The following is a 26517-nucleotide window of genomic DNA, read 5'->3' as shown; positions in this document are numbered from 1 at the left end:
TAGCTGGCGGTGGCCAGTGGCGTGTTACCACACCCGCTGCTACGCGAGGAGGTCGCCCACGTCGCCCAGCGACTCGAGGACGTAATCTGGTGTAATGTCGCTGTCCTCGACGGCAGCCCGCGTCGTCACGCCGGTCAGCACGACGGCGGTGTCCATCCCCGCGTCCGCGCCGAGTCTGATGTCGGTGTCGAGGCGGTCGCCGACGACGAGCGTCTCCCGAGGCGGGGTTTCGAGTCGGCCGAGCGCCGCCTCGGCAGCCACCGGGGAGGGTTTGCCGAGGATCGCGTCGACCTGCCGACCGCCGACCGCCTCCATCGCGGCGAGGATCGCTCCCGAACCGGGGATCGAGCCCCCGTCGGTCGGAATCGTCACGTCGGGGTCGGTGCCGTAGAAGGGGGCGTCGCGTTCGAGAGCCGCGAGCGCCTCGGTGAGCGTGCCGAACTCGAGGTCGCGGTCGATCGAGCCGACGACCACCTCCGCGGCCGTCGGCTCGGTCGTAACGGAGAGGCCGGCCTCCTCGAGGATCCGTCGGAGCCGATCCTCGCCGACGAGGTAGACCCGCTCGTCGGCATGGTTCTCGGCGAGGTAGGTCGCCGTCACGGTCGCCGACGTGAGCACGTCTCGCGGTTCGACGTCGATCCCGTGAGCCGCCAGTTTCTCGCCGTAGTGGGCCGCCCCGCGGGTGGGATTGTTCGAGAAGAGCAGTCGCGAGACGTCCGCCTCCTCGAGCGACCGAAGGCCGTCGGTCGCGCCGGGAAGCAACGCATCGCCACGAACGATCGTGCCGTCGACGTCGAGAATCGCCGCCTGGTAGCGGGTATCGGTCATTAGCGGAGAGAAGGAGCGCCGGGCGGTTGAGCGTTCGGGTCGGGGAGGAATTCTTATCCGCAAACCCCGCCTACGTCGGCCCATGTCACTCGATGTCGACCCGCCCGCACCGCCGGAACTGTCGTTCGTCGATCCCAACGAGTACGAGGACGCCACGATCGGGACCGGCAACGAGACGGACGTCGACTACCGCCGCGAGGAGTTACAGGGGTTCCTCGAGGACGGCGCGTGGGAGGAGGCGTTCCTCGAGTGGGCCGACGACACCGATCTCACCGACGAGGAGTACGCCATCGCCCGCGACCTCGGTCTCTTCGCCGACTTCGACTTCTTCTGGGACGACTTCGCCGACCGGGTGGGCTACCACGCTCCCGGCATTTCCGAGGACTGGCGCGAGCGCGAGTATCATCCCGAACTCGACTCGTGGGGAACGGTCTCCGCGATCAACGCCGAACTCACCGAGTTCGGCCAGATCGTTTCGGTCGTTTTGAAGGAAGAATACATCGACTGGGAGGCCGAGTACGAGCCGCCGGAGGACCTCCCCGATTTCAGCTAAACGGCGCCTGCTCCCAATCCCGAGTCATTCCTGGGCGTGACCCAGGTTCTTCACCGGACCGTCACAGCGGGGACACGATCCCGGCGTGCGCGCTGCCGTCGCTCGGAATCCACACTGCAGGCACTCGTAGTACGAACCCACCGGAACGTACGGGTCGAACCGATTCATGGGGGTTGTTAGCACGCAGCAATTATAAAGCTCTCGTCGCTATCGTTTGGCGACGATGGTGAGGGTCTCGGGACGGTTCCTGGCCTCGAGGATCTCGAATCCGGCCGCCTCGAGGTCGGCGGTAGCCGCCTCGAGACCGAACCGTTCGTCGGTGGGCGGGCCGTCCTCGCCGGTGCCGTCGGCCGACCAGTCGACGGTGACGAGCCGACCGCCGGAGCGGATCACGCGTGCGAGTTCCGCGAACGCCGCCTCGCTGGCGTACTCGTGGTGAGTCATCGTCGAGTAGGCGGCGTCGAGGCCGTCGTCGGGGAACGGCAGCGACTCGATGCCGGCAGTCACGGGTTCGACGTTCTCGGGGAGGCCCTTCTCGCGGTACTTCTCGTGCATCGCCTCTTGAACGTCGACCGCGTACAGCGTTCCCGCAAACGGGGCGACGTCGTCGGCGTAGAAGCCGGTTCCCGATCCCAGGTCCGCCACGACCGCGTCGGACTCGAGGGCCAGCATCCCGAGGAGTTCCTCGCGCGAGCAGTACCGGTATCTGGAGGGGTCCTCGAGCGCGTCCGCGCGGTCGATCGGGTAGGTGTGAAAGCCCATCACCGCACCTCCGGGGCGACCTCGTCCCCGAGGCGCTCGATACACTCCGTCATCGCGTCGGTGCCGATCCCGGGGTGGTAGGTGCGGAAAATGAAGTGGATATCGTCGCCGAGGGCTTCCCGGTAGGGTTCGAGTCCCTCGATCACCTGCTCGGGGGTGCCGAAGATGGCCTGCTCCTTGAGTTCCTGTTTGCGCTCCGCGGAGAGCTCCGGCACCTCCTCGCCGGAGAAAATCTCGGCGTACCGGCGCTGAATGTAGAGGTAGCCGTCCTTCATCGCCTCCCAGGCCTCCTCGCGGGAGTCGGCGACGAAGCCGTGCTGGAGCACGTAGATCTGGAACTCGCCGTCGATACCCTCCTCCTCTCGGACGGTCCGAATGTCGTCGACGCGTTTTTTCAGTCCGCCCACGGACAGCGACGACGGTGCGCACCACGCGTCGGCCGTGCGAGCGGCCCGACGGACGGCCGGTTTCGCGGCACCGCCGAGCATGATCGGGATCTCGGAGTCGGGTTTCGGCGTCACGGAGGCGTCGGGTGAAACGTCGTGGAACTGGGCGTCGTACTCGAGCGGGCCGTCAGACCACGCGGCTCGCACCAGATCGACCTGATCGGCGAGGCGGTCGACGCGCTCGTCGCGCGGCACGCCGAAGGCGTCGAACTCGCGGGGGTTCGAGCCGATGGCGAGTCCCAGGGTGAGCCGCCCGCCCGAAACGAGATCCACGGTCGCGGCGTCCTCGGCCAGCCGCACCCCGTCGTACAGCGGGGCCAGGGCGATACAGGTTCCGAGTTCGATCTCGTCGGTTTCGGCGGCCAGCGCACCGAGTGCGGGCATCGTCCCCGAGAGGTAACCGTCCTCGGCGAAGTGGTGTTCCGACACCCAGGCGCTGTCGAGGCCGGCGTCTTCGATTGCTCGCCCCAGTGTGAGCATCTCGTCGTAGATCTCGGTCATCGACCGGTCGTCGGTCGGCCGTCGCTGACACGTGAACAGCCCAGTGCCGAGTTGCATGGCGCAACTATTGCCGCGACGGGGGCAAAGTCGTTTCCACATCCGGGCCATCTCGAGTCGCGCGCACCGTTTGTCGAGTGGTAACAAGTATCTTGATTCGCGCCGTAGTGACAACTGGCGCTCGCTGTGAGATCGTGCGGGAGACGTGATACGTAGCACCCGGCGCTACATCGGAGGGAACGATGGCACGGACACGAACACGGCGGACTGACTCGCCGGGCCGCCTCCGGGCGATCCGTCGCACCGGAACCGGCTACCGGCGGAGGTGGCGGCGATGAACTACCGGCTGGCGTACGCGGTGGGATTCCATCCGTGGGAGAGCGCGATCGAAACCCCGGCGTTCGTCGAATCGATCAGCCGGCTGTTCGACGAGGAGGAGGCGGGTCGAGAACCACCCTACGGACGAGCGCTCGACGTCGGCACCGGCAGCGGGATCTGGGGGACCGAACTGGCGAAACGGGGTTGGCAGGTCACGGGTATCGACATCGTCGAGAAGGCGCTGGATCGCGCTCGAGACCGGATCGACGAGGCGGGCGTCGAGGTGGATCTCGTTTACGGCGACGTGACGAACCTCCGCGGGGCGGGCATCGATCCCGGATACCGTCTCGTCCTTGACACGGGAACCTACCACGGGTTGACCCGCGAGCAGCGCGAGGCGATGGCTCGGGAGGTGGACGCGGTCGCCGGGTCCGACGCGACGATCCTCCTGCTCGCCTGGGAACCCGGGCGGCGGGGGCCACTACCGCGGGGAGCGACTCGCGAGGAACTCGAGGCGGACTTCCCCGGTTGGACCGTGACCGATCTCGGTCGCACGAACTTCACGGCGCCGAAGCCCGTCGAGTTCCTGATGAAGCCAAACGAACACTGGTATCGACTCGAGCGCGAGTGATCGGCTCGCTTTTCGAACACCGCGCTTCCGGGACGGTTACTCGCGTCCCGGTTCTCCCGAAATCATCCGGTAGCGAAACGCCAGGTAGACGATTACGAATACGAACGCGGTGGCGTACAGGAACGCGCCGGTCCACAGCGCGTACGCCAGGGCGACCACGTTGAGGACGATTCCGAACAGGTAGAGGGGGCGAAGCCGTGTCGTATCCATTCGCGACTCGTTGGTCAGCTTCGTGACGGTCCGTGACGTACCTGTCGGTTCGCTCCGCGATCCGTCGACGGGTTTGCGAGTCGGTTCACTACTTCCACTCGGCGTCCACTCCCTCGAACTCCCCACCCGAGCGGGCGTCGCGGAACCGCGGCCAGAACGTCACCGCGAGGGTTCCGAGAACCGCTACAGCGACGGTTCCGATCACGATCTCGCCGGGGATCGCGCCGATCGCGGCCGACTCGATCGGCGACTGGTCGCGGTCGAAGGCAGTGATGCGAACCGCCCACGCGACGAGCAGGATAGCCATTAGCGGGAAGTAGACGTGCCGAAGTCGGTGCGCGAGCGCGACCATCAGCGACATCTTCGTCGTCGGGTGCCGGTAGTCCTCACTCAGCTTCCGTCGCCAGTCCTCCCGTTCGACGCCCTGGGACGGGTCGAGCACCATCGAGAACAGGTTCTCCTGTAAGACCCGAACCCGCGACCGCCAGACGTCGTAACCGAGGTACCGGCGCGTCTCGATGCCGAGGAATACCCACACCAGCAGGACGCCGATGAGGAGGATGTAGTGCGGGTTCTGCTCGCTCGCGAACGCGAATGTGAGAATCGCCGCCATAATCGTCACCGCCCAGTTCGTCGTTTGATCGAGGCGCTCGCGCCAGGAGACGGTCCGATCCATCTCGCCGCGGTAGAGGTGACCGGCTGCCGTGCCGAACCCGTTCGGGCCGTCGATCAGTTCGCGTCCGACGTCGCGCTGTTCCGCCGTTTCCGGGTCGAAACCGTCTGTGTTGGAGTCGTCCATGTCGGGAGAACACGACCCTCGAGGCGTTCGCTCTGGTGGTGGCACTGGCAGGGTCGGCGGAAAACCGGCGACGTCTCAACGAGACTGTTCCCGCTATTGGCCGTTCACGCCTCAGTAATCGATTCGCGTGATCTCCTCGACCGGCCACTGGCTCAGGATCTCGACGCCGTTCTCGCGGACGACGACCATCTCCTCGACGCGGACGCCCTGGCGCTCGGCGGGCTCCTGGGTCTCGACGGCCATCGTCATCCCCTCCTCGATCTCGATCGGGTGATCGGGCGAGAGACCGCGCCAGATCAGCGGCACCTCGTAGAGCTGCAGGCCCAGCCCGTGCGCCCAGTGGTTGGTCGTCATCTGCCAGTGTTCGTCGGCGTCGTAGAAGTCGGCGTGTTCGCCCTCCATATCGGGGAAGGCCTCTGCAATCTCGTCAGTCGTCGCCCCCGGCTTGATCTTCTCGAGCACGTCGTAGAGATTGTCCCGAGCGATCTCGTAGGCGTCTTTCTGGGCCTCCGTGGGTTCGCCCATCGAGAACGTGCGGTAGTAACACGAGCGGTAGCCCAGGTAGCCGATGTTGTACATGTCGGCGTAGACGAGATCGTTCGGACGGATCGCCCGGTCGGTGGTGTTCGCCTGGTGTTTCGGCCACGTGTTCGGCCCGGAGGTGAGGTAGCCGCCGCCGACGAACGCACCCTGGCTCCAGAGTTCGTCGACCGCCTGCCCCCAGACCTCCGACTCACGCATGCCGGGTTCGGCGGCGTTTTTGATCCGCTGGAAGCCGGCCTCGCAGATCGCCGCGACCTGTCGGAGACACTCGATCTCGTCGCGCGTCTTGATCTTCCGGGCGTCCTCCATCACCGCGTGCACGGTTTCGGAATCGACCTCGATACCGCGCTCTTCGAACGCGCCGACCAGGCCCGCGTTGCCGACATCGATGCCCATCTTCTCGTCCGCGACGCCGTACTCCTCGAGCGCCGTGACGACCGTCTCGGCCATCTTCCCCTTCAGGAACTGGCGGGCGGAATCGCGCCCGGACGCGCGCGGCACGTTGCCGAGGCCGGGGCAGGCGTAGCGGATGTCCTGCAACCACGGGCAGTTGAACCGCTGGTTGCTCGCGTGATCGGCGGTGTCCCAGTGGACGACATCGCCTTCCTCCGTGAGCAGCGTGTAGTGGTCCGCCCCGCTCCCGCCGGTCATCGCCAGCCCGGTAACGTACCGGATGTTGGGGTCCGAGACGAGCAGCATTGAGCCCAGATCTGTCTCCTGCAGGCGCTCGAGGACGCGCTCCTTGCGCTCCTCGCGCAGGCGCCTGACGTCGATGCGCTCCTCCCAATCGACCGCCTGGGTGCCCCGCGTTCCCTCCATGAAGCTTCGCTCGTACATACTTCCCCCTTCACGAACGTTCCTTATGAAAACCACCGACACGCGCCGGGGCGACGACCGCCGACCGACGCGGCGAACTGCCAGCCGACGGCGGTTCCTCACCTTTTTTAGTGGGACACGGCATTGCTCAGCACGCATGTACAAGCACGTCGCCTGTCTCGTCCGCCAGGACGGAATGAGCCACGAGGAGTTTGTCGACTACTGGCAGAACAATCACACCCCGATCGCCCGCGATATCGAGGGCGTGGTTCGTTACCAGACGGTGATTCCCACCGAGCCGGAACACGCCGAATTCGACGGCCTCGCGGAGCTCTACTTCGAAAGCCTCGAGGACCTCCACGACGCGCTGGGAAGCCCCGGCTCGCGGGACTACGATCCGACGAAGGAGGTCGCCGCGAAAGCCCGCGAGGACGTCGACAACTTCCTCGCGGTCGAGGAGCGCCCGCGGCTGATCGGGGAGGAGATCGTCCAGAAGGACGAAACCGACGGCGACACGACGGGGCTGTACAAGCACTCGGCGTTCCTCGTCCGCCAGGAGGGAATGAGCCACGAGGAGTTCATCGATCACTGGCAGAACAATCACACCCCGATCGCCCGCGAGATCGAGGGCGTGGTGCGCTACGCCACCGTCCTCCCCACCGATCCCGAGAACAGCGAGTTCGACGGCGTCGCCGAACTCTACTTCGAGGACCTCGAGGCGCTGTACGACGCCCTCGGGAGCGAGGGGTCGCGGGACTACGATCCCGACCGCGGGAAAGCCAAGGAGGCCCGCGAGGACGTCGATAACTTCCTCGCGATCGACGAGCGCCCGCGGTTCATCGGCGAGGAAACCCTGCAGGTCGACCGCACCGGGGAGTAGCCGCCATGAGCGACACCGGTCCGGACTACGACGAGCAGGTTCGGGAGGCGTTTCCCGAACTCGAGGAGATCGACGATTCGGACCTGCGCGAGCGGGTCGTCGAGGCGTGGGTGCTCGCCTTAGAGCGCGGCGGCTGGCAGGACGTCCACGACATCCCGTACGCCTGGAACATCCACGAGGTCGACAACGTCGAACACGTCCGCGGGGTGACGAAAGTGGCCCTCGAGTCCGCTGCCGTCCAGCGGGAGTTCCACGGGGCCGACCCCGATCTCGACACCATCGTCGCAGCCTGTTTGCTCCACGACGTGGGCAAATGCTACGAGTACGTCGACTTCGTCGACGAGGAGCTGGTCGACCCCGATCCGACTTACGCGAGCGAAGAGATCCCCCACTCCATCTCGGGGTACGCGCTGGCCCACGAGGTCGGCTGCCCGCTCGCTGTGCAGCGGGCGATCCCCCACTTCCTGGGCGAAGTTCCGACGCGCACCCTCGAGGCCGAACTCGTCAAGAGCGCCAACTCCGCCAGTTCGAACGCCATCACCCAGGCGACGATGGGGATCACCCTCAAGGAGTGGGTCGAGGAGTACTCCCAGACGACAGGCTGAACCTCGAGGCGACCGGCTCAGGCTCCAGGCCCGTTTTTCTCGAGTGCAGTAACTTCGAGAGCGACCACCGAATCCGGTGAGACGCTGCCGCAATCGGAGGATACTCGGTTCCGGACCGCCGTTGCATCGGACGAACCCTCGATGTCGACACAGTTCCGCCGCCTCGCTACCTTCGACGTCCTCCTGCTGACCGCGGCGATCTGGTTTCTCGCGAAGTTCCTCCGGTACGCCTTTCCGCCGCTGTTCGGTCCGTTCCAGGACACCTACGGCGTCTCGAATACCGTTCTCGGTTTCGCCTTTACGGCCTTCATGCTCGTCTACGCGGCGATGCAGTTCCCCTCTGGCGTCCTCGCCGACCGCCTGGGCTCGGTGACGGTCATCACGGCCGGCGTCGTCGCCGCCGCCCTCGCGGCGCTCTCGCTGACGGTCGACTCGTCGTTCGCCGTCCTCGTCCTCGCGATGGTGCTGATGGGCGCCGGCACCGGCGCCCACAAGACCGTCGCCGTCCGGCTACTGGCCCGGGTGTACCCCTCGAGAACCGGGCGGGCGCTCGGGGTTCTCGACACCTTCGGCGCGTTCGGCGGCGTCGTCGCACCCGCCGCGGTGATCGCCGTCGCCGGCGTCTCGTTCGCGCTCGGTGTCAGCTGGCGGCTGATCTTCCTCGTCGCCGGCGCCGTCGGCCTCGCCCTCGGCGCCGCATTCGTCCTCCGGGTTCCGGACCGACTACCCGACGAACCCGACGCCGGCACCGACTCGACTGCGACCGACAGCGGAGATCTCCGGCGCTACGCCGACCTGTTCCGGGAGTGGCGGTTTGCCGTCTTCGTGCTCGTGACGGTCCTCTTCTCGTTCACCTACAACGGCGTCGTCGCCTTCGCGCCGCTGTATCTGATCGAGGAGGGCGGCCTCGAGGCGACGACCGCGAGCCTGCTGTACAGCGCGCTGTTCGCCGTGAGCCTCGTTCAACTCGTCACGGGCGAGGTGAGCGATCGAATCGGCACGCTGCCGGTTATCGTCGTCGCCCTCGGCGGTGCGACCGTCGGGATGGTCGGACTTGTCTCGCTCACCGGGACCGGCTCCGCGCTCGCACTCGGCGGCGCGCTCGTCGCAGTCGGTCTCGGCTCTCACGGTTTTCGGCCGGTCAGGGGGTCGTACCTGATGTCGGCGGTTCCGACCGATATTTCCGGCGGCGGTCTGGGCATCGTCAGAACGATGCTGATGGGTGCTGGCGCGATCTCACCCGCGCTCGTCGGCTACCTCTCCGAAACGGTCGGCTTCGGACCCGCGTTCGGCCTCCTCGCCGTTTCGATCGGCGGCGCGACGGCGCTAAGCACCGTCCTCTGGGTGTTCGACGATTCGGAGGGCTAACGCCCACGGGAGCAGAGTGGAGCGAGTCCAGGGATGCTGCTGCCGGGTGTGAGCTTTTGATGGTGACCGTCGAACCCCAGCACATGTACTCGCTAGCCACACGCAGCGAGATCGAGCCGCACGAACTCGAGGACGAGGCGCCGACGCTGTATCCGGTTGGCGTCGAACTCAGACCGGATCAGATGCGTCCCAGCATCTGGGAGTACGAGAAGGGCGAGGAGAACGCCTACCACCGCCAGCGCGAGCAGGAGGAGCTGTACGTCGTCCTCGAGGGAACCGTCGACGTGACCATCGAACACGAGGACGAACGCGACGTCGTCGAGCTTCGACAGCACGACTGCCTCGTCGTGCCGCCGGAGTCCTGGCGACAGCTCCGCGCCGTCGAGGAAAGCAAAGTTCTGGTCGTCGGCTCGCCGAACGTGAAAGACGACGGCATCCTCGAGAAGTAACCTGGCGACCGGCTACGGACGAGCCAGCCAGCCGGCGACGACCAGCAGCACCACGCCGAGCAGCACGGCAGCGGGAGCGAACTGCCCGCCGGCCGACGCCGCGGCGACGCCGCCCGCAACGACACCAGCGGCCCCGCCGCCGGCCAGCGCTGGAGCCACAAGACCCGTATCCGCGGCCGTCTCCGCCCGCACCGCGTCGAGCTCCGCACGCAGTTCGACGAGTTCCTCTCGGTCCGGCTCTCGCCCGTTTTCAGCGTCCTCGAGTTCCGCGAGCCGTTCCGCGAACCGTTCCTCGAGGCGGTCGACCCGCCCGTCCGCTGCCTCGGCCGTCTCGGTCGCCCGCTCGAGTGCCGCTTCGAACTCGGGGCGATCCGCGGCCGCTTCGACGCGAGACTCGAGGCTCTCACACTGCGTCTCGATGCTATCGTACTGCGTCTCGAGGGCGTCGAGCCGATCCCACCGCGACTCGAGATCGACAGATTCGACGGCGTCGAGCCGGTCCGAAACGGCGTCGATGCGATCGGTCGTCGCGTCGACCGACGCCTGGGTCTCCTCGGAGGTTTCCGCAAGAGCAGCCACCGTTTCCTCGAGGGCCGTGACCGAGTCGGTCGACGCGTACGGGGTTTCGCGAAGTTCGTCGCATCGCTCGGCTACCTCGTCGACCCGCGACTCGAGCCGGTCTACTCGCTCGGAGTCGATCGTCTGCGTTTCGAGTTCCCGTTCGGCCTCCGCGGTTCGCTCCGCGATCGCGGCCGTCTCGTCCTCGAGCGCCGTGACGTCCTGCTGGACCGCTTTCACATCGTCACCGACCCGTTCTACCGCCGTGATTCGACCGGAGAGATCGGCGATGCGCTCGGCGCTCGTTTCGAGGTCGTCGAGCCGATCGGTCGCGTCAGCCACCGTCTCCCGGACGGTCGCCGTCGTTTCGGCGGCCGACTCGTGATCGGCTCTGAGCGATGCCACGTCAGCCTCGACTGTCGCCGTCAGCGCGCCGAGATCCTCGGTCGTTTGGTCCAGCGCGGCCGTCTCCGCCTCGAGATCGGCGGATCGGTCTGCCAACGCCTCGAGATCGGCAGCGAGAGACTCCCGTGCGTCGGCGGCCGTCGTCTCGGCCGCCTCGAGTCGGTCGTCGTACTCGTCGGAGAACGCGTCGTGTGCAGCGACGCACTCGGCTCGCAGTTCGTCGAGTTCGTCGCGGACGCTCGCGGTGTCGGCTTCCAGTTCGACGACCCGGTCGCGAACCGCCTCGAGGTCAGTTCCGACGGTGTCGGCGGTCTCGAGAGCGGTATCGGCCGTCTCGCCGACGGTTTCGAGGTCGTCGCGTGCGTCGTCGATCTCTCCTTCGAGGTCGTCGATATCACGATCAACGCGCGTCTCCACCTCGGAGACGAGCGTTTCTACCTCCTCGGCGCGCTCCGTTGTCGTGTGCTCGAGGCGCGACTCGGTCGCGTCCAGCCGGTCGTCGACCGCATCGTCGAGGCCCTCGACCGCCGTCTCGAGCGTCGATATCTCGTCTCGAAGACCGTCGACGTCGGAGTCGAGCTGTGACTCGAGTGCTGACTCCGTTTCCGTAACGCTCGCCGCCACGTCATCGATTCTGGCGTCCGTCTCAGCCGACAGCGCGTCGACTCGACTGTCCAGCGTCTCGACTCGAGTATCCGTCTCCGCCGACAGGGCCTCGAGCTGATCGGATACGTCGCCGACGTGGGCCTCCTGGTCCTCCAGGCGGTCGGCGACGTCGTCGATGCGGGCGGCGTCGGCCGCGAGCCGCTCCTCGAGCGCTTCGAGGGCCGTCTCGAGTCGGTCACAGTCGGCTGCGCTCGCGCTTTCCTCGGCCAGTCGTTCGTGTGCGGCGCGGAGATCCGCGAGGGCGTCTTCGGTGACCGACACCGTCTCGCGGGCTGTCTCGAGGTCGGCTTCGAAGGCCTCGACGTGCTCCGTAACCGACCCCAGATCGTCCTCGAGGTCGGTGACGGCCGCTCGCGTCCGATCGTCCGCCGCCTCGAGCGCGTCGATGTCGCCCGCAACTGCCTGGAGACTGGCCTCCAGGTCGTCGATCTCTCCGGCGGTGTGTTCCTCGACGGAGGCAAGCGTTTCGGATAGCTGCTCGATCTCGGCGTTGAGATCGTCGATTTCGTCGTCCCTGTTCGCCAGCCGGTCGAACAGCTGGTCGATCGCGTCGTCGGCTCTGGCCGCGTCGTCACTCGTGGCTGGCTCGTCGACCTTCGCTTCGGAGAACGACAGCGTCGCTCCGGGATCGGCCTCCGCGTCGGGCGCCGACCAGGTGACCGCTTCGAACCCGTCCACGCCGTCGGCCGCGGCCGCGAGCGCGCCTCGAGCGGCGCACGTCTCGGGATCGGCCGCGAGCCGCACCCCCCGAATCGACACCGGGAGATCGCTCCCGTCGAACCGACCACCGAGCAGGTACTCGACGCCCTCGACGGTCCCGCTGCCCGCGACGGCGACGGGAACGGCGAGCCCCGGCTGCAGATCGCTCTCGTCGGCCTCTTCGGTGATGGCGGCCGCCAGGTCGACGGCGAGTGCGTCGAACGCCCCCGCCAGCGCGCTCTCGATCTCGCCGGTTGCGGCGTCGGGATCGAGCCTGAACGACTCGAGTGCGGCGGCGACCGACATCGGGTCGTGACCGATTTCGTCGGCCGCGGCGGCGATCAGCCACTCGCGACCTTTCGGCAGCGAGAACGCGAGCGCGGGAACGCCGTAGTACGACAGCGAGACGCTGGTCAACTGTTCCCCGATGCAGATACCGAGACCGGTGTGTTTGTCCTCGGCGAGCTGGTCGTAGACGACGGCGAATCCGGCAGTGATCGGCGTCGACTCCACGGCGGCAGCCGAAACTGGGAGACGGTCCGTTGCGAACGGTCCGTCCTCGCGGAGCGCCCGCTGGGCGGTCGAATCGGTCGCGCCGACAGCCTCTCCGGGGGTGGTGTAGCAGAGCCGAGCAGCCTCCGAGCCGGAATCGACCCGGTCACAGTCGGCCAGGAGCCCGTCGACGAGCGCCGAAAGCGCCGGCTCCACGTACTCGCCGTTCGCCGGCATTCCGTCGACGAACAGGGGCTCGAGCGGCGCGCCAACGGCGTCCGCGATCCGTTCGGCATCCTCGCCGAGAACGTAGGTGGTGCCGTCGTGTTCGATCGAATGCTGTTCGGCGAGCGCGATCGGGGCCGACTCGAGTTCCGTCTCGAGGGGACAGACGACCGGCGGTACGTCCGTCACCGCGAGGTCGCCGGCGCCGTCGGCACCCGCGTGTGCCAGCCGAATCCGCCCGGCCGCAATGTCGAGGCCGTAGTGCATGGCCGCGAGGAGACGGGCAGCTGTCTTGGAGGTTTGGTCCCGAATACCAGAACTGAAAATTAGCGACGGTGAGACGTCCGTCCGCGCCCGTCCGAGAGCTCGAACAGCCGCTCGCCGTGCGAACGAGTCCGCTTACAGCGGTTCCAGTCCCGCCTCGTGTCGAAGGACGTCGATGTACTCCCGGAAGCCTTCCTCGAGTCCGTACTCGGGTTCGTAGTTCAGATCGTCCTTCGCGGCGGTCATCTCGAGTTTCTGCGTCCACGGCAGTTCCCCTTCGTCGCTGACGTCGATTTCTGCACCCGGAACGATTTTTTCGACGGTTTCGGCCGCCTCGCGGATCGTCGCGACGGTGCCGCGGACGTTGTAGACGCGCCGGGAGAGTCTGACGTCGGGGGCGAACGCCGCCTTGCGGAACGCCTGGGCGATGTCGCGGACGTACTGCCAGTCGATCACCTGGTCACCGTACTCGACCGAGAACGGCTCGCCGAGGGCGGGTTTTTCGATGATGTTCGCGAGGAACGCCGAGCCGCCGGTTTCACGGTAGGGGCCGTAGGCGACCGTCGGCCGCAAGGCGACGTGGGAGACGTCGTGGTCCTCGTAGTACACCCGCGCCTGGTGTTCGTTGTACTCCTTGGTCGCGCCGTAAAGCGTGTCGGGGTAGACGAGGTCATCCTCAGTGACCCACCCGTCGTTTCCGGGGTAGTTTTTCGGGGGTGCGTAGACGGCCGCCGAAGAGGCCCACGCCACGCGCTCGACCTGGTCGTCGAGAATGCGCGCGGCCTCGAAGACGTTGTTCGTCCCCTCGATGTTGACCTGCTGGGCCGCTCGCGGGTTCTCCCGGGCGGTCGTCGTGAGCAGCGCCGCGAGATGGACGATGTGGGTCGCCCCCGTCTCGCGAACCGCCCGGATCACGTCCGTCGAATCCGAGACGTCGCCGCGTCGGATCTCGACGTCGTCCGCGACGCCGAGTTTCTCGAGGATTCGCGGATCGGTCGAGAGGTCGTAGGCGACGACGTCGTGGCCGTGCTCGAGTAGCTCCTCGGCGACGTAGGACCCGATGAATCCCGTCCCGCCGGTGACGAGTACCGTGGCGTTCTCTGCAGACATTATCACGAACGTCCCTGCACGACGGGAAAAACGTTCCTGAACTGCGCGACGAGAACCATCCCGAAACCCGCCACAGATTGTCGCAAGGTCAACGTTCACCCCGGCGTTCGTTGAACGTTCGCCCGCGCCATGTCGAACTCCACAGCTACGCTCCCGGCAGTGCTCCGCGTCGACGACGACCTCGCCGCGATCCAGTCCGACGTCGGCGGCGATCCGGCGGTCGCCATCGAACAGGCCCGCGAGGACATCGCCACGCTCGATGTACGCGAGGCCACGACGCAGGCCTCGCTGCTCGACGACGCCGAAAGCCTGTTGTTGCGCGCTCAGGAGCAGGTCGCGGGCGAACACGCCCGTCGCCTCGAGGCGATCCGCAACCGGCTTCGGCTCTACCGTGAAACCGTCTCGGATACCGACGAGGATCTCGCGGTAATCGACGCCACCGTCCGAACCGAAACCGACCGGGAGACCGAGATCCGGGCGGTCCGCGGCGAAACCGTCGAACTCGTCGCGACGGTCGTCAACGGCGAAACGTCCCGCCAGGTGATCCTCGCCGTCGCCTTCTACGACGAGTCGGGAAGTCGACTCGAGGAGGTCGCCACCGACGAACTCCCGTTCGAGGCCGACGAGCAGCGAGCGGTCGACCTCGAGATGATCGTTCCACCGGAAACGGCCTACTACACGGCGACAGCACTCGACGCGGAGACGCAGACGATCGGGTAGTTCTCAGGTCCAGGATCGATCCGGGGATTCGAGGGATCTCGCGGCGGTCAGTCCGTCGAATCGGGAATCGGCTCGTCGACCGACAGCGCGTCGCCCGCCTCGAGGCGCGCTCCCCAGACGGACGACGGAACGCGGGTGTTGACCATCAACCGGAAGTAGTGGTCGAACCAGGCGTCGTTCGCCCACTCCGCGAGGGTCGCCTCGCGGCGCTCGACGAACCGCTCGCGGAAGCCCGCCGTCGGCTCACCTGTCTTCGGATCCCTGGTCGGGACGACACAGCGCTGGCAGGGGCTGACTCCGTGAAGCGTGGCCTCGCCGATTTCGAACGGGACGGACCGTCCGGGTTCGTCGTACAGCCGATCCTCCCAGAAAGCGGGCGCGTCGATCACGAGGTTCGGTCGGAGCCGTCTGCGCATCTCATCGGCGTCGATCCCGTCGAACCAGTCGGCGACGGCCGCAAGCGTTTCGCTCGAGATGACCGTCGGCCCCGCGGCGTCCGTGTCGTCGGGAAATCCGCCCTCGTCGTCGCGGACGATCGAGACGGGGTACTCGAAAAACTCGGCGAGGTACGACTCGAGGGCGTCTCGGTCGACGTCGAGGTGAAACGTTCGCTCCGGCGGTGCAGCCGAGCGAGCGGCGGACGCCTCCGCCGCCCCGAGCGTCACGGTTTCCCGCTCGAGGCCGAACGCGGCTCGCAGGTGGTGAATTCGCTGTTCGCGCTTGCCGTTGACGTACTCGCCGTTCTCGTCGAGGATCGCGTAGCGTCGATCCCACTCGAGACCGCCATTCTCACCGATCGTCGCGGCGTCGACCGCCGTGGCGTCGAGCGACTTGATGGGGTGGACCAGTATCGACTCGAGCTGGGGCATCAGACTCACCGTCGCGGTCGAGGGTAAAAGAGCCCTCGTTAGTTCACGAGTTCGGTGCCAGAATACTGACACCCCATCAGTGTCGAAACGGTTTTCTCGTCGACTTCGCCGTTGGATCGCAGCCGTACACCCTGTACCGACAGATTGCAGTCGATTCGATCCTCGTCGACGTCGACGCCACCCCTTCCGAAGCGATTGCCGAAATCGATCCAGTACCGTCCCGGCCGCTCGAACCGAATCGCGGCGTACGTAGAGCGGGAGAGGGAAATCGGCGCCCTGTAAATACGGGTACCTGCCGCCGTTCGAACCGCGACTCGCGTCTCTCGCGGTTCTTCGGTGTCCGTCAGAACGACGACCCAGTGGTGGTCGTCGCCTCGCCCGATCTGTACGACCGCAGCAGGAGAGGCACTCGCCGCGTCGAGGTTCCAGCCATCGAGCCACGACAGCGGGTGTCCCCCCTCGACGGTGGCGTCGGCGACTCCTCGAGCCTGGAGATCGGACTCGGAGAGCCCCCGAACCTCGATATCGGTCGCCGGATGGGCCGGTGAGTCGGTTTTTTCACTCCCGTTTTCGGAGCTCTTCGAATCGGGATCTCCGGAGCTTCGTTTCCCGAAACCGGCTGGGACGAGCGCCTCGAGACAGCCGCTCAGACCGACCGCGGAGCCGATCGCGCCACCCTCGAGCAGCCGACGTCGGGTAATCATCGGTCGACGTTCAGCGCGAACCGGCAACAACGTTTCGGATATCGGAACTGTTTCACGGACCTCGCCGGTTACGGAAACCGTTTCGCGGAAGCGAGGGGGCTCCCGGAATCACTCGTGGAGTCCGCCGACCTCGTCGTAGAACGACGAGGACAGTTGGTCAGCCATGTCCTCCTCGCGGTCGATGCGGACGTCGACGACCGTCGGGACGGTCGCCGACTTGGCGTCTCGGATAGCTCCCTCGAGGTCGTCAGGATCGTCGACCCGCACGCCGTCGCCGCCGAAGGCCTGTGCGACGCCGACGAAGTCGGTGTCGTGGAACTCCGTGCCCGGCATCCCCTCGTCCATCTGGCGAACCATCCCCAGCGAGGTGTCGTTCAACACGACGAAGGCGGGCGCGACGCCGCAGTCGACGGCCGTCTCGAGCGCCGTCATCGTCATGGCGAAGCCGCCGTCGCCGGCGACGCAGATCGCGTCGTTGCCGAGGAGGGCAGCGGTGACGGCCGCGGGAGCGGCCCACCCCATCGCGCCGACGCCGCCGCTGCCGTAGTAGCTTCCGGTTTCGCGGGTCTGGAGGTAGTTGAGCAGCCAGAAGCGGTTGTTCCCCGAGTCGGCAGTGACGACGGTGTTCTCGTCGAGGACGGCTTCGACCGCCTTGCACACCCGCTGGGGTTTGATCGGAACGTCGTCGGACTCGCACTCGGGAACCGCGAAGTCTTCGCGGGCGGTGGCGGCGCGCTCGAGCGCCCAGTCGCTTTCGCCGCCGCTGTTTTCCGCCCCGTCGGTCTCGTCGCCTGACTCGTCGGCAGCGTCGACGAGCGCGGCGAGCGTTTCGCGGGCGTCACCGATCAGGCCCACGTCCGCGGGATAGACCCAGCCGGCGTTTCTCGAGTCGACGTCGGCGTGAAGGATCGTCTGCTCGTCGGGGCGGATGAACGACTCGGCCTGCCAGTTCGAATCCATCGGGTTCAGCCGACAGCCGACGACCAGCAGGACGTCGGCCTCGCTGACGACGCGGTTCGCACCCTCGTGGCCGAACGAACCGATGACCCCGGCGGCGCGCTCGTGGGTTTCGGGAATCGTCGACTTCCCGAGGTAGGAGGTCGCGACGACCGCGTCGTAGGCGGCGGCGACCGCCTCGAGTTCGTCGTAGGCCTCGGCGGCGTGAACGCCGTTGCCCGCGAGAATCACGGGACGGTCGGCGCTGACGAGGGCATCGTGGGCGGTCTCGAGGTCGCGCTCCGTGGGCCTCGATTCCCAGTTTCGAACCTGGCGCTCGTCGTCCCAGACTGCCGGGGTCGACTCTTCGGGGAACGGATCGGTGACGGCGTCCCCGTCGAGGATCACCGCACACGGGCCGTTGCGGCCGGCGGTCGCGTGCTTGAACGCCAGCTGGACGCTGCGAACCGTTTCGGTCGGCGAGCGGGGGAACCACCACTCCTTGGTGATCCCGTCGAGGATCTTCGGGAGCGACAGCCCGCCGTAATCCCCGCGAGACTGCTGGTAGGGCGCGAGCGTCGAGTAATCCCCGCGCTCGGAGGCCTCGGTGAGGACGACCATGGGTGAAGAGCCCAGCCGCGCCTCCATCTGTCCGATCGCGCCGAGGCTACCGATCCAGGGCCCCTGACCCGCGAGCACTGCCGGTGAACCGGTCATCCGACCGTACGCTTCGGCCATCACGCTCGCCTCCCGTTCGTCGCGCGGACGGACGACGGAAACGTCGGTGTCGCCGTGGCCGACGGACTCGAACAGTTCGATCGCACGACCGCCCGGATAGCCGAAGATGTACTCGACCCCGAGGGATTCGATGCTCTCGAGGATGCGGTCGGCCGTCGTCCGGTCGTCTCTCTGTGCACCATCGGTGGTCGCGTCCCGCTGCTCAGGTGCGTCGTGTTCGTCGCTCATGCCGTTTCGTCCAACTGCACCGTCTCTTCAACGATCAGCTGTTCGCTGCGTTCCATGTCGACGAACTCGGCGGCGTCGTCCTGGACGGCCTGACCGGCTTCGGATTCGAACGCAGCGCCGAGGTCGGCCATGTCCTCGAAATACAGTTCCACGATGCCGTCGTGGTTCGATTTGTTGGGATCAACAGGTACCGACGTCGTGTATTTCCGGAGGTTCGGAAGCTCCGCTGCCAGGTCGGCATGGTCACCCGTCCAGCGCTCGACGAACTCCTCGTGGCTCATCCCCTCTTCCCGGACCAGTACGTTAACGAACTTGATCATGGCTCGTCCGTGGGGTCTGTGGGCCGACCCTTTGCTCTGTCGGTTGGCAATACTTGCCTGGGTGCGGTGATGTGCCTGTACGTAAACCTGATCCGAGCAGTGGGTAAATCTTCGCTCTTCCTCGAGTAAACATCTCTAATTATCTACGATCCGAGTACTCTATTTCGGCCGGTTTATCCGTTAAGGAGTGGCACCGAATCGTTTACGAACCACCATACATCGGTAGGGCAGAGGCTAAGCCGGCACACGCCTTGGACAGGATCATTTGGGTTTATGTATCAGGGTGGTGGTGGATTCACCATATGTCCGAAACCGGGACGGAGCCCCCCTCACCGGTCCGCCGGCTTCCCGATCCAGAGAGCGCATCGAACGTCAGATACAATCCCTCCCTCGAGGAACTGCGCGCGCTCGCGGCCCCCGACGAAACCGAAACCGAGTTCGGATCGCCCTCGTACACGAGCGAGTTTCGGTCGCGCAGCGCCGATCGGACGAAAAACGACGTCGACGACATGTTCGGTCCCGACGATTATACAGTCGTTGACGAGGCAGTCGATGCGACCCTCGAGCGGGAACTGATCTGCGTCGACCGGCTGATGGGGCGCCATCCCGATGCGACGTTCTGCTGTCGGCTGTTCGTCCCAGTCGAGTACGCCCGGATCGCCCTCGCGTGGGCGAACCTGTTCGAGCCGACCGACGGACGGGAACCGGACCTGTATACGGTCCAGCTTCCCGGTGCCGACGAAACCGCGATTCGCATCCTCCCCGACGACGGCTTCACCGCCGTCCTCGGTAGCGACTACACCGGCGAGGCGAAGAAGTCGTTCCTCCGACTGTTCATGTACCGGATCAAAGAGCGAGGCGGTCTCGGACTACACGCCGGTAGCAAACGCGTCCGCGTCCGCGACGGTGACGACGAGATGCGGATCGTCGGCCAGCTATTCATGGGTCTCTCCGCGACGGGGAAATCGACGCTTACCTCTCACGGCTGCTGGCTCGAGGAGCCCGAGGACGCGGTGATGCTCCAGGACGACGTCTGTGCGCTGCTGCCAGACGGCTCCGTCGCCGGCAGCGAGGGACAAGGGTTGTTCATCAAGACGATCGGTCTCGACGAGGACGAACAGCCCGGTCTCTACCGCGCGGCGACCGACGACTCGGCGATCCTCGAGAACGTCGACGTCGCCGACGACGGGACCGTCGACTTCGATTCGGACCGCCACACCGCCAACTCCCGGGCGATCATCCAGCGCGACCAACTCAAGAGTGCGGACCGCGAGATCGACCTGGACCGGGTCGATCAGGTCTTCTTTATCACCCGGAATCCGCTGATGCCACCGGTAGCGCGACTCGACGACGAACAGGCCGCCGTCGCGTTCATGCTCGGCGAGTCGATCGAAACGAGCGCCGGCGACCCCGAACGCGCCGGCGAGTCGATCCGCGTCGTCGGGACGAACCCGTTCATCGTCGGGTCGGAAGGCGAAGAGGGGAACGCGTTTCGCGACCTGATCTCGACGCTCGACGTCGACTGTTACGTCATCAACACCGGCTACCTCGGCAACGAGTCGAAGGATATCGGCGTCAGAGAGTCCGTGACGATCCTGACCGAAACCGCCCGAGGGACCATCGAGTGGACCGACGATGAGCAGACAGGGCTGACGGTCCCCGCGTCCGTCCCCGGACTGGACATCGAGGAGTACGCGGTTCCCGATCACGTCGACGACTACGACGAGGCGGCCACAGTACTCCGACGGGAACGGCGTGAGTATCTCGAGTCGTTCGACCGACTCGACCCGGAGATCCGAGACGCCGTCTACTGATCGACACCGATCCGACGGCAGCGGTTTCCGGTACGACGACAGCGGTTTCGATCGCCCCGTATCGGTACTGAGGCGGTTCAATGCCGGCCGACGTGGCAGTGTTTGCCGGTCGGGAACACCATTATATGTGTGTGGTTCACATACCCGGCAATGAGCGTTCGACTTCACAAACCAACTACCCGGATCTGCGAACGATGTGGACGAACCGAACAGTGGGACGATAGCCTCGACGCGTGGCAACTCGCTCGAGAGGGCGGCGAGCGCCAGACCGGAAACCCGCACTGCATACACGAGTGGGATATCAACGGGACGTTCAACCCACTCGATAAATCAGAATAACTCGAACCGTTCGCCATCGGGCGATTGTGCCAACCGTAGATCGGTGCGTGTTTTTTTCGAATCCGTCCCACCCCACGGTGTCGAGTGTTCAGCCGTCGGTTCCGGGTTTCGGTATGCGGACCAACCCACCCCACTGTGTCGAGTGTTGTTACGCCGAAGCGATGGGGGAACGATGGACCCTCCCACCCCACTGTGTCGAGTGTTCGGGGAGAATGTACAGTCTGGTTAATCGGGAGCCGCTAGGTTTGTAGGGCGTCCCCCGTTCACGCCGTCTCGAGCGGTTGGCACCGGATCGTCCTGGATGCGCGCGAAGACACATCGTCTCGGATACGGGTGAGCCGACTGGTACGGGCGGTGACGATTGAACTGGACCGATTCCCGTTCATCAATTGGATATGGACATCCAGTGACGATCCTAACCATCGTTCTGTGGCCGCGAACTTATTATTCTGTGGCTGGAAAGCGGTGGTTCTGCAGCCGAACATCTGCTGTGCACCGATCTAGCAACTGTTGTCCGATGAGCGGTCCCGTCGGCCATCTTTTTCTATCCGTCTCCTCCCGTCCATCTCAGGTATCCCACGCATCCATCATATTCTGATAGTCAATAATATCAGGAAAGACTCGAAATCCGTTGTAAGTCACCATTAGTTACGGTCGGTCTCAAACCGAAACACCATTACGCACAGGGTGGGGACTTCCTCGAACGGTAGTTCGGTCGGCAGTTACACTCGACACAGTGGGGTGGTGTACACCGAACATATCGGAACACACGACACACAAGACACGGTGGTTTTATATATTGCTGACGTACGAGTGTAGTACATGCCGCTCTTCGACCGGGACACGTCGATCTTCTCCGACGAGGACGTCCTGCGAGAGGACTACCAGCCCGAGTCCATCCAGGAGCGTGACGAGGAGATCGACGCCTACATGGCCACTCTCCAGCCCGTAATCAACGGTGCACAGCCACGGAACCTTTTTTTGTACGGGAAAGCTGGTGTTGGAAAAACCGCTGTCACACGGTATCTTCTCTCTCACCTCGAGCGTGACGTCGACGCCTACGACGACGTCGAACTCACTGTCGTCTGGCTGAACTGCAACAATCTCTCCTCATCCTACCAGGTCGCAGCGAATCTGGTCAACGAACTCCGACCACCGGGCAAGCAGATCAGCACCACGGGCTACCCCCGGCAGACGATCTTCGACATGCTGTACGACGAACTCGAGTCGATCGGCGGCACGGTTCTCATCGTTCTCGACGAGATCGACCACATCGGTAACGACGACGGCATCCTCTATGAGCTCCCGCGGGCGCGAGCGAACGGCTACCTCTCGGACGTCAAGCCCGGCATCATCGGCATCAGCAACGATCTCAGTTTTCACGACAGTCTTTCTCCGAAGGTCAAAGACACGCTCTGCGAGGAGGAGGTTCACTTCCCGCCGTACACCGCGGGTGAACTCCAGGCGATTCTCGAGCAACGAGCGGGCAACGCGCTGTACGATGCGGCCTACGGGGTCAACGTTCTCTCGCTGTGTGCAGCCCTCGCCGCCCAGGACACCGGCAGCGCGCGCCAGGCGCTCGACCTCCTCTACAAGGCTGGCGACATCACCCGATCGGTCGACGAAACGACGATTACCGAAACGCACGTTCGAGACGCCCAACAGGCCTTAGAACGCGGCCAGATCCGACAGGGGATGATGGAACTCACCCGTCACGGCCACCTCTCGCTCGCCGCGGCGCTCAGCCTCGCGATCGAGGACGAAACGCCGGCTCGAGTCCGTGAGATCTACCCGCAGTACTCCGATATCGCAGAACGGTTCGGAACCAAACCGCTGGTCCGGCGGCGGATGCACGATCATCTCGCCGATCTCGCGATGCAAGGGATTCTGAAGCGACACACCCGCAACCACGGCCGATCGGGCGGACAGTACTACGAGTACGACCTCGACGTCACGCTCGAGTTGGCGCTGGACGTGGTCGACGACCTCGACGACGTCGATCTCTCGGTTGAAGCGGTCAGGGCGGCGAAGCAGCGCGGCCTCCACTGATCGGATTCTGGCGGACCTTCGAAACGAGACCCCGAGCGGTGACGATATTGTTCCCCATTACCGCTACATAATCTTCCCTATCACCGCTACACAACCGCTCGGCTACACAACCGCTCGAGGCGACCGTCGACACGACCGCTCGAGGTGAGTTCACACGGAAAACCTGCCGTTCGATGGCAGACCTACCGTTTGATTGCCGTTAGGTGAACCTGGTATTCGATTCTGCAACTCGAATACCCCGTTCGCGCTGCGTCATATCCGGTCCCGCTACGGACACCACCGTGTATCGCAGAAACACTCGACACAGTGGGGTGGGACACCCCGAACCAGTCGTTGCTCCCCGCATCACAAACCGATTCGTTCCCCACCCCTCTCCCAAACAGAAACACTCGACACAGTGGGGTGGGGGAGCAGATCCAGCGACCCGACCGCGGTACGACCGCCAGAGCAGTTGTCGCGGTCGAGGATACTTTGAGCCGCGACCACTTACTCCCGCTCGAGCCATGCCCACAGCGTACATCACGACACCACCCGAGGCCGCCGCCGACATCGCGGAAGCGCTTCTCGAGGAACGACTCGCCGCCTGCGTCAACCGGCTCCCGACGAAGTCGGTCTACCGGTGGGAGGGCGAGATTCACCGCGACGAGGAAGCGCTTCTCCTCGCGAAGACGACCGCCGAGACGTACCCCGACCTCGTCGACCGTGTCCGGGAGATCCATCCGCACGACGTTCCGTGTATCGAACGGTTCGACGAGGATCACGTCCTCGAGTCGTTCGCGGAGTGGCGGGATGCGAACGTCTCGTAACGTCCGAGGGTTGCACCCCTCGAAACGTCCGACTGCCCGAAAAAGCAACCCTTAAAACTCGCGCGCGGGTTCTGTGAGATATGGCTGGAACTATCGAAGTGCTCGTCCCCGGCGGCCAGGCCAACCCCGGCCCGCCGCTTGGCCCCGAGCTTGGCCCGACTCCCGTCGACGTCCAGGCGGTCGTCTCCGACATCAACGACCAGACCGCCGCATTCGACGGCACCGAAGTCCCCGTTACCGTCGACTACGACGACGACGGCTCCTACACCATCGACGTCGGCGTTCCCCCAACAGCGGCGCTGGTCAAAGACGAAGCCGGCTTCGACACCGGTAGCGGCGAACCCCAGAAGGAGTTCGTCGCCGACCTCTCGATCGACCAGGTGAAGAAAATCGCCGAGCAGAAACACCCCGACCTGCTCGCCTACGACACCCAGAACGCCGCCAAAGAGGTCGTTGGCACCTGCGCATCGATGGGCGTCACCATCGAGGGTGTCGACGCCCGGGAGTTCAAGGCGAAGGTCGACGCCGGCGAGTACGACGACGCACTCGCAGAATAACCGCCGAGCGATCTCTGAGGGGATTCTCTTCGAACTCCGCTCGTAGTCGGCAGACCGTTCGTATCGACTCTTCCTTCATCGACCGAGCCGGCAGCACGTCGATGCAGCGATCGCCACCTACAGCTCCCCGCTACCGGGACACCGATCCTCGCCGGTCCGTCTCGCGAGCACGTCGAGATGGTGCCCGACGAACCCCAGTTCGCCCGCGGCGTGCTGGCCGCGTCTCGTCTCGAGCCAGTCGGTGTACACCGGATCGTCGGACGCCAGTTCGTAGTCGGCGAGCGCACCCGCAATGGTCTCGAGTACGTACTCGAGAAAGACGTCCTCTTGGTGGCGATACGATCGGTCCCGGGGGAGAACCACCCAGTCGGCCCCGCCCGCCGCGAGGGGTTCGTAGCCGGCACCCGGAAGCGCCGCCAGGAGGTCGCGCCCGGCGCGGCTGCTTCCGGGCCGGTCGCGAACGTCGTCCATGTGGCCGTTGTACAGCGACTCGACCCGAGTGTCGAGGGGGTGTGCCGGCGTGAACGACGTGATCCCGTCGTAAGTGAGCGGCGCGTACAGCACTCCGCCCGGCCGCAGCAGCGTCCGTAGCGACTCGAGTGCCGGAACAAGCTCCATGAGATCCAGAAACGCGGCGGCGATCACGGCATCCACTCTTTGTGATGGGACTCCATCTGACGATCCTTCCGCTGGCTCGAGTGCTAGCGCATCGCCGACCTCGAGGACGACCTCGAGACGGCGCGACCGTCCGTCAGTCCGATTTCGCCCCTCGATGCGGTCGATCGCGACGATCCGATCACCGTCGCGGTCGACCGAAAACCCCGCCTCCTCGAGCCAGTCCGGTACCGAACCGGCCGCGCATTCGATATTGTGCTCGGCGATGTCGACGGCCCGGTAGACCGTCCCCGGTGGCAGACACCCCTGGTCGGCGAGTCGCGGGATCATCGTCCCGACGCCGGCTCCGACTTCGAGAAGCTGCGCCGGGTCGTCCCTCGAGTCTCCGCTCTCGCTCGCGTCCGCGAGCGCCGCCTCGAACCGAGAGAGGACGCGCCGGTTCAGCGCCCGGTCGTCGACTGACCGCTTCGCCAGCAGGTACGACTGGAACGAGTCGATCATCGTAGCGACTCACCCACTCCGTCGTCGTGTCCTGCTCCGCCGTCGTGTTCGACCCCGCCCGCATCTCCCGTCGTCTCCGTCGTCCCGAACGCTTCAAGTGATCGATCGTCGACGACCGCCCGGAGAAAGTGACGAACACGGGCCATCGACGTTTCCCAGTCGGGGTGTGCGGTGGACGCCTCGAGTGCGGCCCGCCCCATCGCCGCGAGTCGGTCGCGGTCGGTCGCGAGCGTTTCGACGGCTCGAGCCAGCGCGTCTCGATCTCCGGGCGAGACGAGCACCCCGTCGTTCCCGTGATTGATGAACTCTCGCGGGCCGCCCACCGTCGTCGCGATCGGCACCACGCCGCACTCCATCGCCTCGAGATACGCCATCCCGAAGCTCTCGTAGCGCGAGGGAACCGCGAGGACGTGTGCTCGCTCGAGCGTCGCGCGCAGGTCCGAGTCGGGAACCTGTCCCGCGAACTCGATTCGATCGTCGATTCCGACTTCGTCCGCTCGCTCTCGCACTCGCTCGGCATACGACCGGTCCGCCGTGAGCGTCCCGAGGACGGTCAGGCGCCACTCGAGGTCGGCGTCTCCACTCTCCTCTCCGTTTTCGAAAGTACCGAGCGCCTCCAGAAGCGTGTGGAGCCCCTTTCGGGGAACGACGCTGCCGACGAACACCAGTCGAAGCGCCCCCTCTCGTGCACGAGCCGTAACGTCGTCCGGCCCGAACCGCGGTCCCTCGTGGCGACCCGCGGGCGCTGCGACCACGGCGGGTTTCGGCGTCTCCAGCAGTTGTCCGACGCGGTGACGAGTGTCCTCGCTGGTACAGACCACCGCGTCGACGGAGTCGAGATACTGGCGCTCAATCCTGGCCGCTCGCTCCCCTACACCCGGATTCCACTGGGGGTCAGTTCGAAGCATGTGAACCAGCGAGACGATTTTTCCCGGCCGCTCGAGACGAGGATTCTGCCGCCACAGCGTGGGGTGACAGAGTTCGTCCTGGAGCAGTACGTCGACGGGACGCTCGAGTCGGGTTCCACCCGCCGCGGACGCTGCAGCCACCGACCGACCGTCGTCTTTCGGCCACGGCAACGCGATCACTTCGACGGTGTCGCCCGCCTCCCGGAGGTGTTCGACGAGCTTCCGGTCGTACCGGAACCCGCCCGAGACCTCCTCGAGACTCCCGTAGACGACGAACCCGATCCGCAT

Annotated in this window: 27 protein-coding genes; 12 read left to right on the top strand and 15 right to left on the bottom strand. The window is 65.6% G+C overall.

The window, feature by feature from the left end; translation table 11 throughout:
• Positions 1-39: 39 nt before the first annotated feature.
• Positions 40-828, bottom strand: a complete 789-nt coding sequence (locus AC6I6S_RS00800) for an HAD-IIA family hydrolase (protein ID WP_497947815.1) — start codon at positions 826-828, stop codon at positions 40-42.
• A gap of 82 nt (positions 829-910) precedes the next feature.
• Between AC6I6S_RS00800 and AC6I6S_RS00795 the strand changes: the two genes are divergently transcribed.
• Complete coding sequence (locus AC6I6S_RS00795) at positions 911-1381, top strand: DUF7992 family protein (RefSeq protein WP_497947814.1); 471 nt, start codon at positions 911-913, stop codon at positions 1379-1381.
• Between the two features lie 24 nt (positions 1382-1405).
• On the opposite strand, the gene AC6I6S_RS00790 is transcribed toward AC6I6S_RS00795, so the two are convergent.
• From AC6I6S_RS00790 to AC6I6S_RS00780, 3 genes are read right to left on the bottom strand one after another with little or no spacing between them, the layout of a single operon-like run.
• Entirely contained in the window at positions 1406-1549 is a 144-nt protein-coding gene (locus AC6I6S_RS00790) for a rubrerythrin-like domain-containing protein (protein WP_497947813.1), read from the bottom strand.
• A gap of 39 nt (positions 1550-1588) precedes the next feature.
• Complete coding sequence (locus tag AC6I6S_RS00785; protein WP_497947812.1) at positions 1589-2143, bottom strand: class I SAM-dependent methyltransferase; 555 nt, start codon at positions 2141-2143, stop codon at positions 1589-1591.
• Positions 2143-3147: an LLM class flavin-dependent oxidoreductase gene (locus AC6I6S_RS00780; protein WP_497947811.1), complete on the bottom strand. Its 1005-nt coding sequence runs from the start codon at positions 3145-3147 to the stop codon at positions 2143-2145. The genes AC6I6S_RS00785 and AC6I6S_RS00780 overlap by 1 nt, the downstream gene beginning before the upstream one ends.
• Positions 3148-3421: 274 nt before the next feature.
• Here AC6I6S_RS00780 and AC6I6S_RS00775 point away from each other — a divergent pair, with 274 nt between their 5' ends.
• On the top strand, positions 3422-4036 hold the full coding sequence (locus AC6I6S_RS00775; RefSeq protein WP_497947810.1) for a class I SAM-dependent methyltransferase: 615 nt from the start codon (positions 3422-3424) through the stop codon (positions 4034-4036).
• Between the two features lie 36 nt (positions 4037-4072).
• Here the strand turns inward: AC6I6S_RS00775 and AC6I6S_RS00770 are convergent, their stop codons facing one another.
• The 3 genes from AC6I6S_RS00770 to AC6I6S_RS00760 form a co-directional block, all read right to left on the bottom strand.
• A complete protein-coding gene (locus AC6I6S_RS00770) occupies positions 4073-4246 on the bottom strand; it encodes a hypothetical protein (protein WP_497947809.1) in 174 nt (57 codons plus the stop codon).
• Positions 4247-4334: 88 nt separating this feature from the next.
• A complete protein-coding gene (locus tag AC6I6S_RS00765; protein WP_497947808.1) occupies positions 4335-5045 on the bottom strand; it encodes a DUF2270 domain-containing protein in 711 nt (236 codons plus the stop codon).
• 111 nt (positions 5046-5156) lie between these two features.
• Positions 5157-6425: a M24 family metallopeptidase gene (locus AC6I6S_RS00760; protein ID WP_497947807.1), complete on the bottom strand. Its 1269-nt coding sequence runs from the start codon at positions 6423-6425 to the stop codon at positions 5157-5159.
• A gap of 136 nt (positions 6426-6561) precedes the next feature.
• Between AC6I6S_RS00760 and AC6I6S_RS00755 the strand changes: the two genes are divergently transcribed.
• From AC6I6S_RS00755 to AC6I6S_RS00740, 4 genes are all read left to right on the top strand, one after another.
• Entirely contained in the window at positions 6562-7284 is a 723-nt protein-coding gene (locus tag AC6I6S_RS00755) for an EthD domain-containing protein (protein WP_497947806.1), read from the top strand.
• 5 nt (positions 7285-7289) lie between these two features.
• Positions 7290-7889: an HD domain-containing protein gene (locus tag AC6I6S_RS00750; RefSeq protein ID WP_497947805.1), complete on the top strand. Its 600-nt coding sequence runs from the start codon at positions 7290-7292 to the stop codon at positions 7887-7889.
• A 141-nt stretch (positions 7890-8030) separates the two neighbouring features.
• Entirely contained in the window at positions 8031-9257 is a 1227-nt protein-coding gene (locus AC6I6S_RS00745) for an MFS transporter (protein WP_497947804.1), read from the top strand.
• Between the two features lie 83 nt (positions 9258-9340).
• Positions 9341-9706, top strand: a complete 366-nt coding sequence (locus tag AC6I6S_RS00740; protein ID WP_497949278.1) for a cupin domain-containing protein — start codon at positions 9341-9343, stop codon at positions 9704-9706.
• A gap of 12 nt (positions 9707-9718) precedes the next feature.
• Here the strand turns inward: AC6I6S_RS00740 and AC6I6S_RS00735 are convergent, their stop codons facing one another.
• Together AC6I6S_RS00735 and AC6I6S_RS00730 are read right to left on the bottom strand one after the other, a co-directional pair.
• On the bottom strand, positions 9719-13018 hold the full coding sequence (locus tag AC6I6S_RS00735) for a disk-shape morphogenesis protein volactin (protein ID WP_497947803.1): 3300 nt from the start codon (positions 13016-13018) through the stop codon (positions 9719-9721).
• 132 nt (positions 13019-13150) lie between these two features.
• A complete protein-coding gene (locus tag AC6I6S_RS00730; RefSeq protein ID WP_497947801.1) occupies positions 13151-14125 on the bottom strand; it encodes an NAD-dependent epimerase/dehydratase family protein in 975 nt (324 codons plus the stop codon).
• A 129-nt stretch (positions 14126-14254) separates the two neighbouring features.
• Here AC6I6S_RS00730 and AC6I6S_RS00725 point away from each other — a divergent pair, with 129 nt between their 5' ends.
• Positions 14255-14845 carry a hypothetical protein gene (locus AC6I6S_RS00725; protein WP_497947800.1) on the top strand — a complete coding sequence of 197 codons (591 nt, stop codon included), beginning with the start codon at positions 14255-14257 and terminating at the stop codon, positions 14843-14845.
• A gap of 47 nt (positions 14846-14892) precedes the next feature.
• Here AC6I6S_RS00725 and AC6I6S_RS00720 read toward each other — a convergent pair whose 3' ends face one another.
• The 4 genes from AC6I6S_RS00720 to AC6I6S_RS00705 all read right to left on the bottom strand — a co-directional run bounded on the left by AC6I6S_RS00720 (position 14893) and on the right by AC6I6S_RS00705 (position 18640).
• Positions 14893-15714, bottom strand: a complete 822-nt coding sequence (locus AC6I6S_RS00720) for an MOSC domain-containing protein (RefSeq protein ID WP_497947799.1) — start codon at positions 15712-15714, stop codon at positions 14893-14895.
• 38 nt (positions 15715-15752) lie between these two features.
• Complete coding sequence (locus AC6I6S_RS00715; RefSeq protein WP_497947798.1) at positions 15753-16418, bottom strand: hypothetical protein; 666 nt, start codon at positions 16416-16418, stop codon at positions 15753-15755.
• A 108-nt stretch (positions 16419-16526) separates the two neighbouring features.
• Entirely contained in the window at positions 16527-18320 is a 1794-nt protein-coding gene (locus AC6I6S_RS00710) for a thiamine pyrophosphate-binding protein (RefSeq protein WP_497947797.1), read from the bottom strand.
• Complete coding sequence (locus AC6I6S_RS00705) at positions 18317-18640, bottom strand: EthD domain-containing protein (protein ID WP_497947796.1); 324 nt, start codon at positions 18638-18640, stop codon at positions 18317-18319. Before AC6I6S_RS00705 ends, AC6I6S_RS00710 begins: the two co-directional genes overlap by 4 nt.
• Before the next feature lie 302 nt (positions 18641-18942).
• Between AC6I6S_RS00705 and AC6I6S_RS00700 the strand changes: the two genes are divergently transcribed.
• From AC6I6S_RS00700 to AC6I6S_RS00680, 5 genes are all read left to right on the top strand, one after another.
• Positions 18943-20454 (top strand): phosphoenolpyruvate carboxykinase (ATP), encoded by a 1512-nt coding sequence (locus AC6I6S_RS00700; RefSeq protein ID WP_497947795.1) that lies wholly within the window; start codon positions 18943-18945, stop codon positions 20452-20454.
• Positions 20455-20604: 150 nt separating this feature from the next.
• Complete coding sequence (locus AC6I6S_RS00695; protein WP_497947794.1) at positions 20605-20793, top strand: HEWD family protein; 189 nt, start codon at positions 20605-20607, stop codon at positions 20791-20793.
• A gap of 822 nt (positions 20794-21615) precedes the next feature.
• Positions 21616-22842 carry an orc1/cdc6 family replication initiation protein gene (locus tag AC6I6S_RS00690; protein WP_497947793.1) on the top strand — a complete coding sequence of 409 codons (1227 nt, stop codon included), beginning with the start codon at positions 21616-21618 and terminating at the stop codon, positions 22840-22842.
• Positions 22843-23345: 503 nt separating this feature from the next.
• Positions 23346-23648, top strand: a complete 303-nt coding sequence (cutA, locus tag AC6I6S_RS00685) for a divalent-cation tolerance protein CutA (protein WP_497947792.1) — start codon at positions 23346-23348, stop codon at positions 23646-23648.
• A gap of 80 nt (positions 23649-23728) precedes the next feature.
• The gene (locus AC6I6S_RS00680) at positions 23729-24205 is read left to right on the top strand and encodes a 50S ribosomal protein L11 (protein WP_497947791.1); all 477 of its coding nucleotides are present in this window, start codon (positions 23729-23731) and stop codon (positions 24203-24205) included.
• A 117-nt stretch (positions 24206-24322) separates the two neighbouring features.
• Here AC6I6S_RS00680 and AC6I6S_RS00675 read toward each other — a convergent pair whose 3' ends face one another.
• Together AC6I6S_RS00675 and AC6I6S_RS00670 are read right to left on the bottom strand one after the other, a co-directional pair.
• Complete coding sequence (locus tag AC6I6S_RS00675; protein WP_497947789.1) at positions 24323-25321, bottom strand: class I SAM-dependent methyltransferase; 999 nt, start codon at positions 25319-25321, stop codon at positions 24323-24325.
• Entirely contained in the window at positions 25318-26517 is a 1200-nt protein-coding gene (locus AC6I6S_RS00670; protein ID WP_497947788.1) for a glycosyltransferase family 4 protein, read from the bottom strand. Before AC6I6S_RS00670 ends, AC6I6S_RS00675 begins: the two co-directional genes overlap by 4 nt.

Source organism: Natrononativus sp. DTA114, from assembly GCF_059736515.1.
The sequence above is the reverse complement of the archived record's forward strand: the minus strand, read 5'-3'. Positions and strand labels throughout refer to the sequence as shown.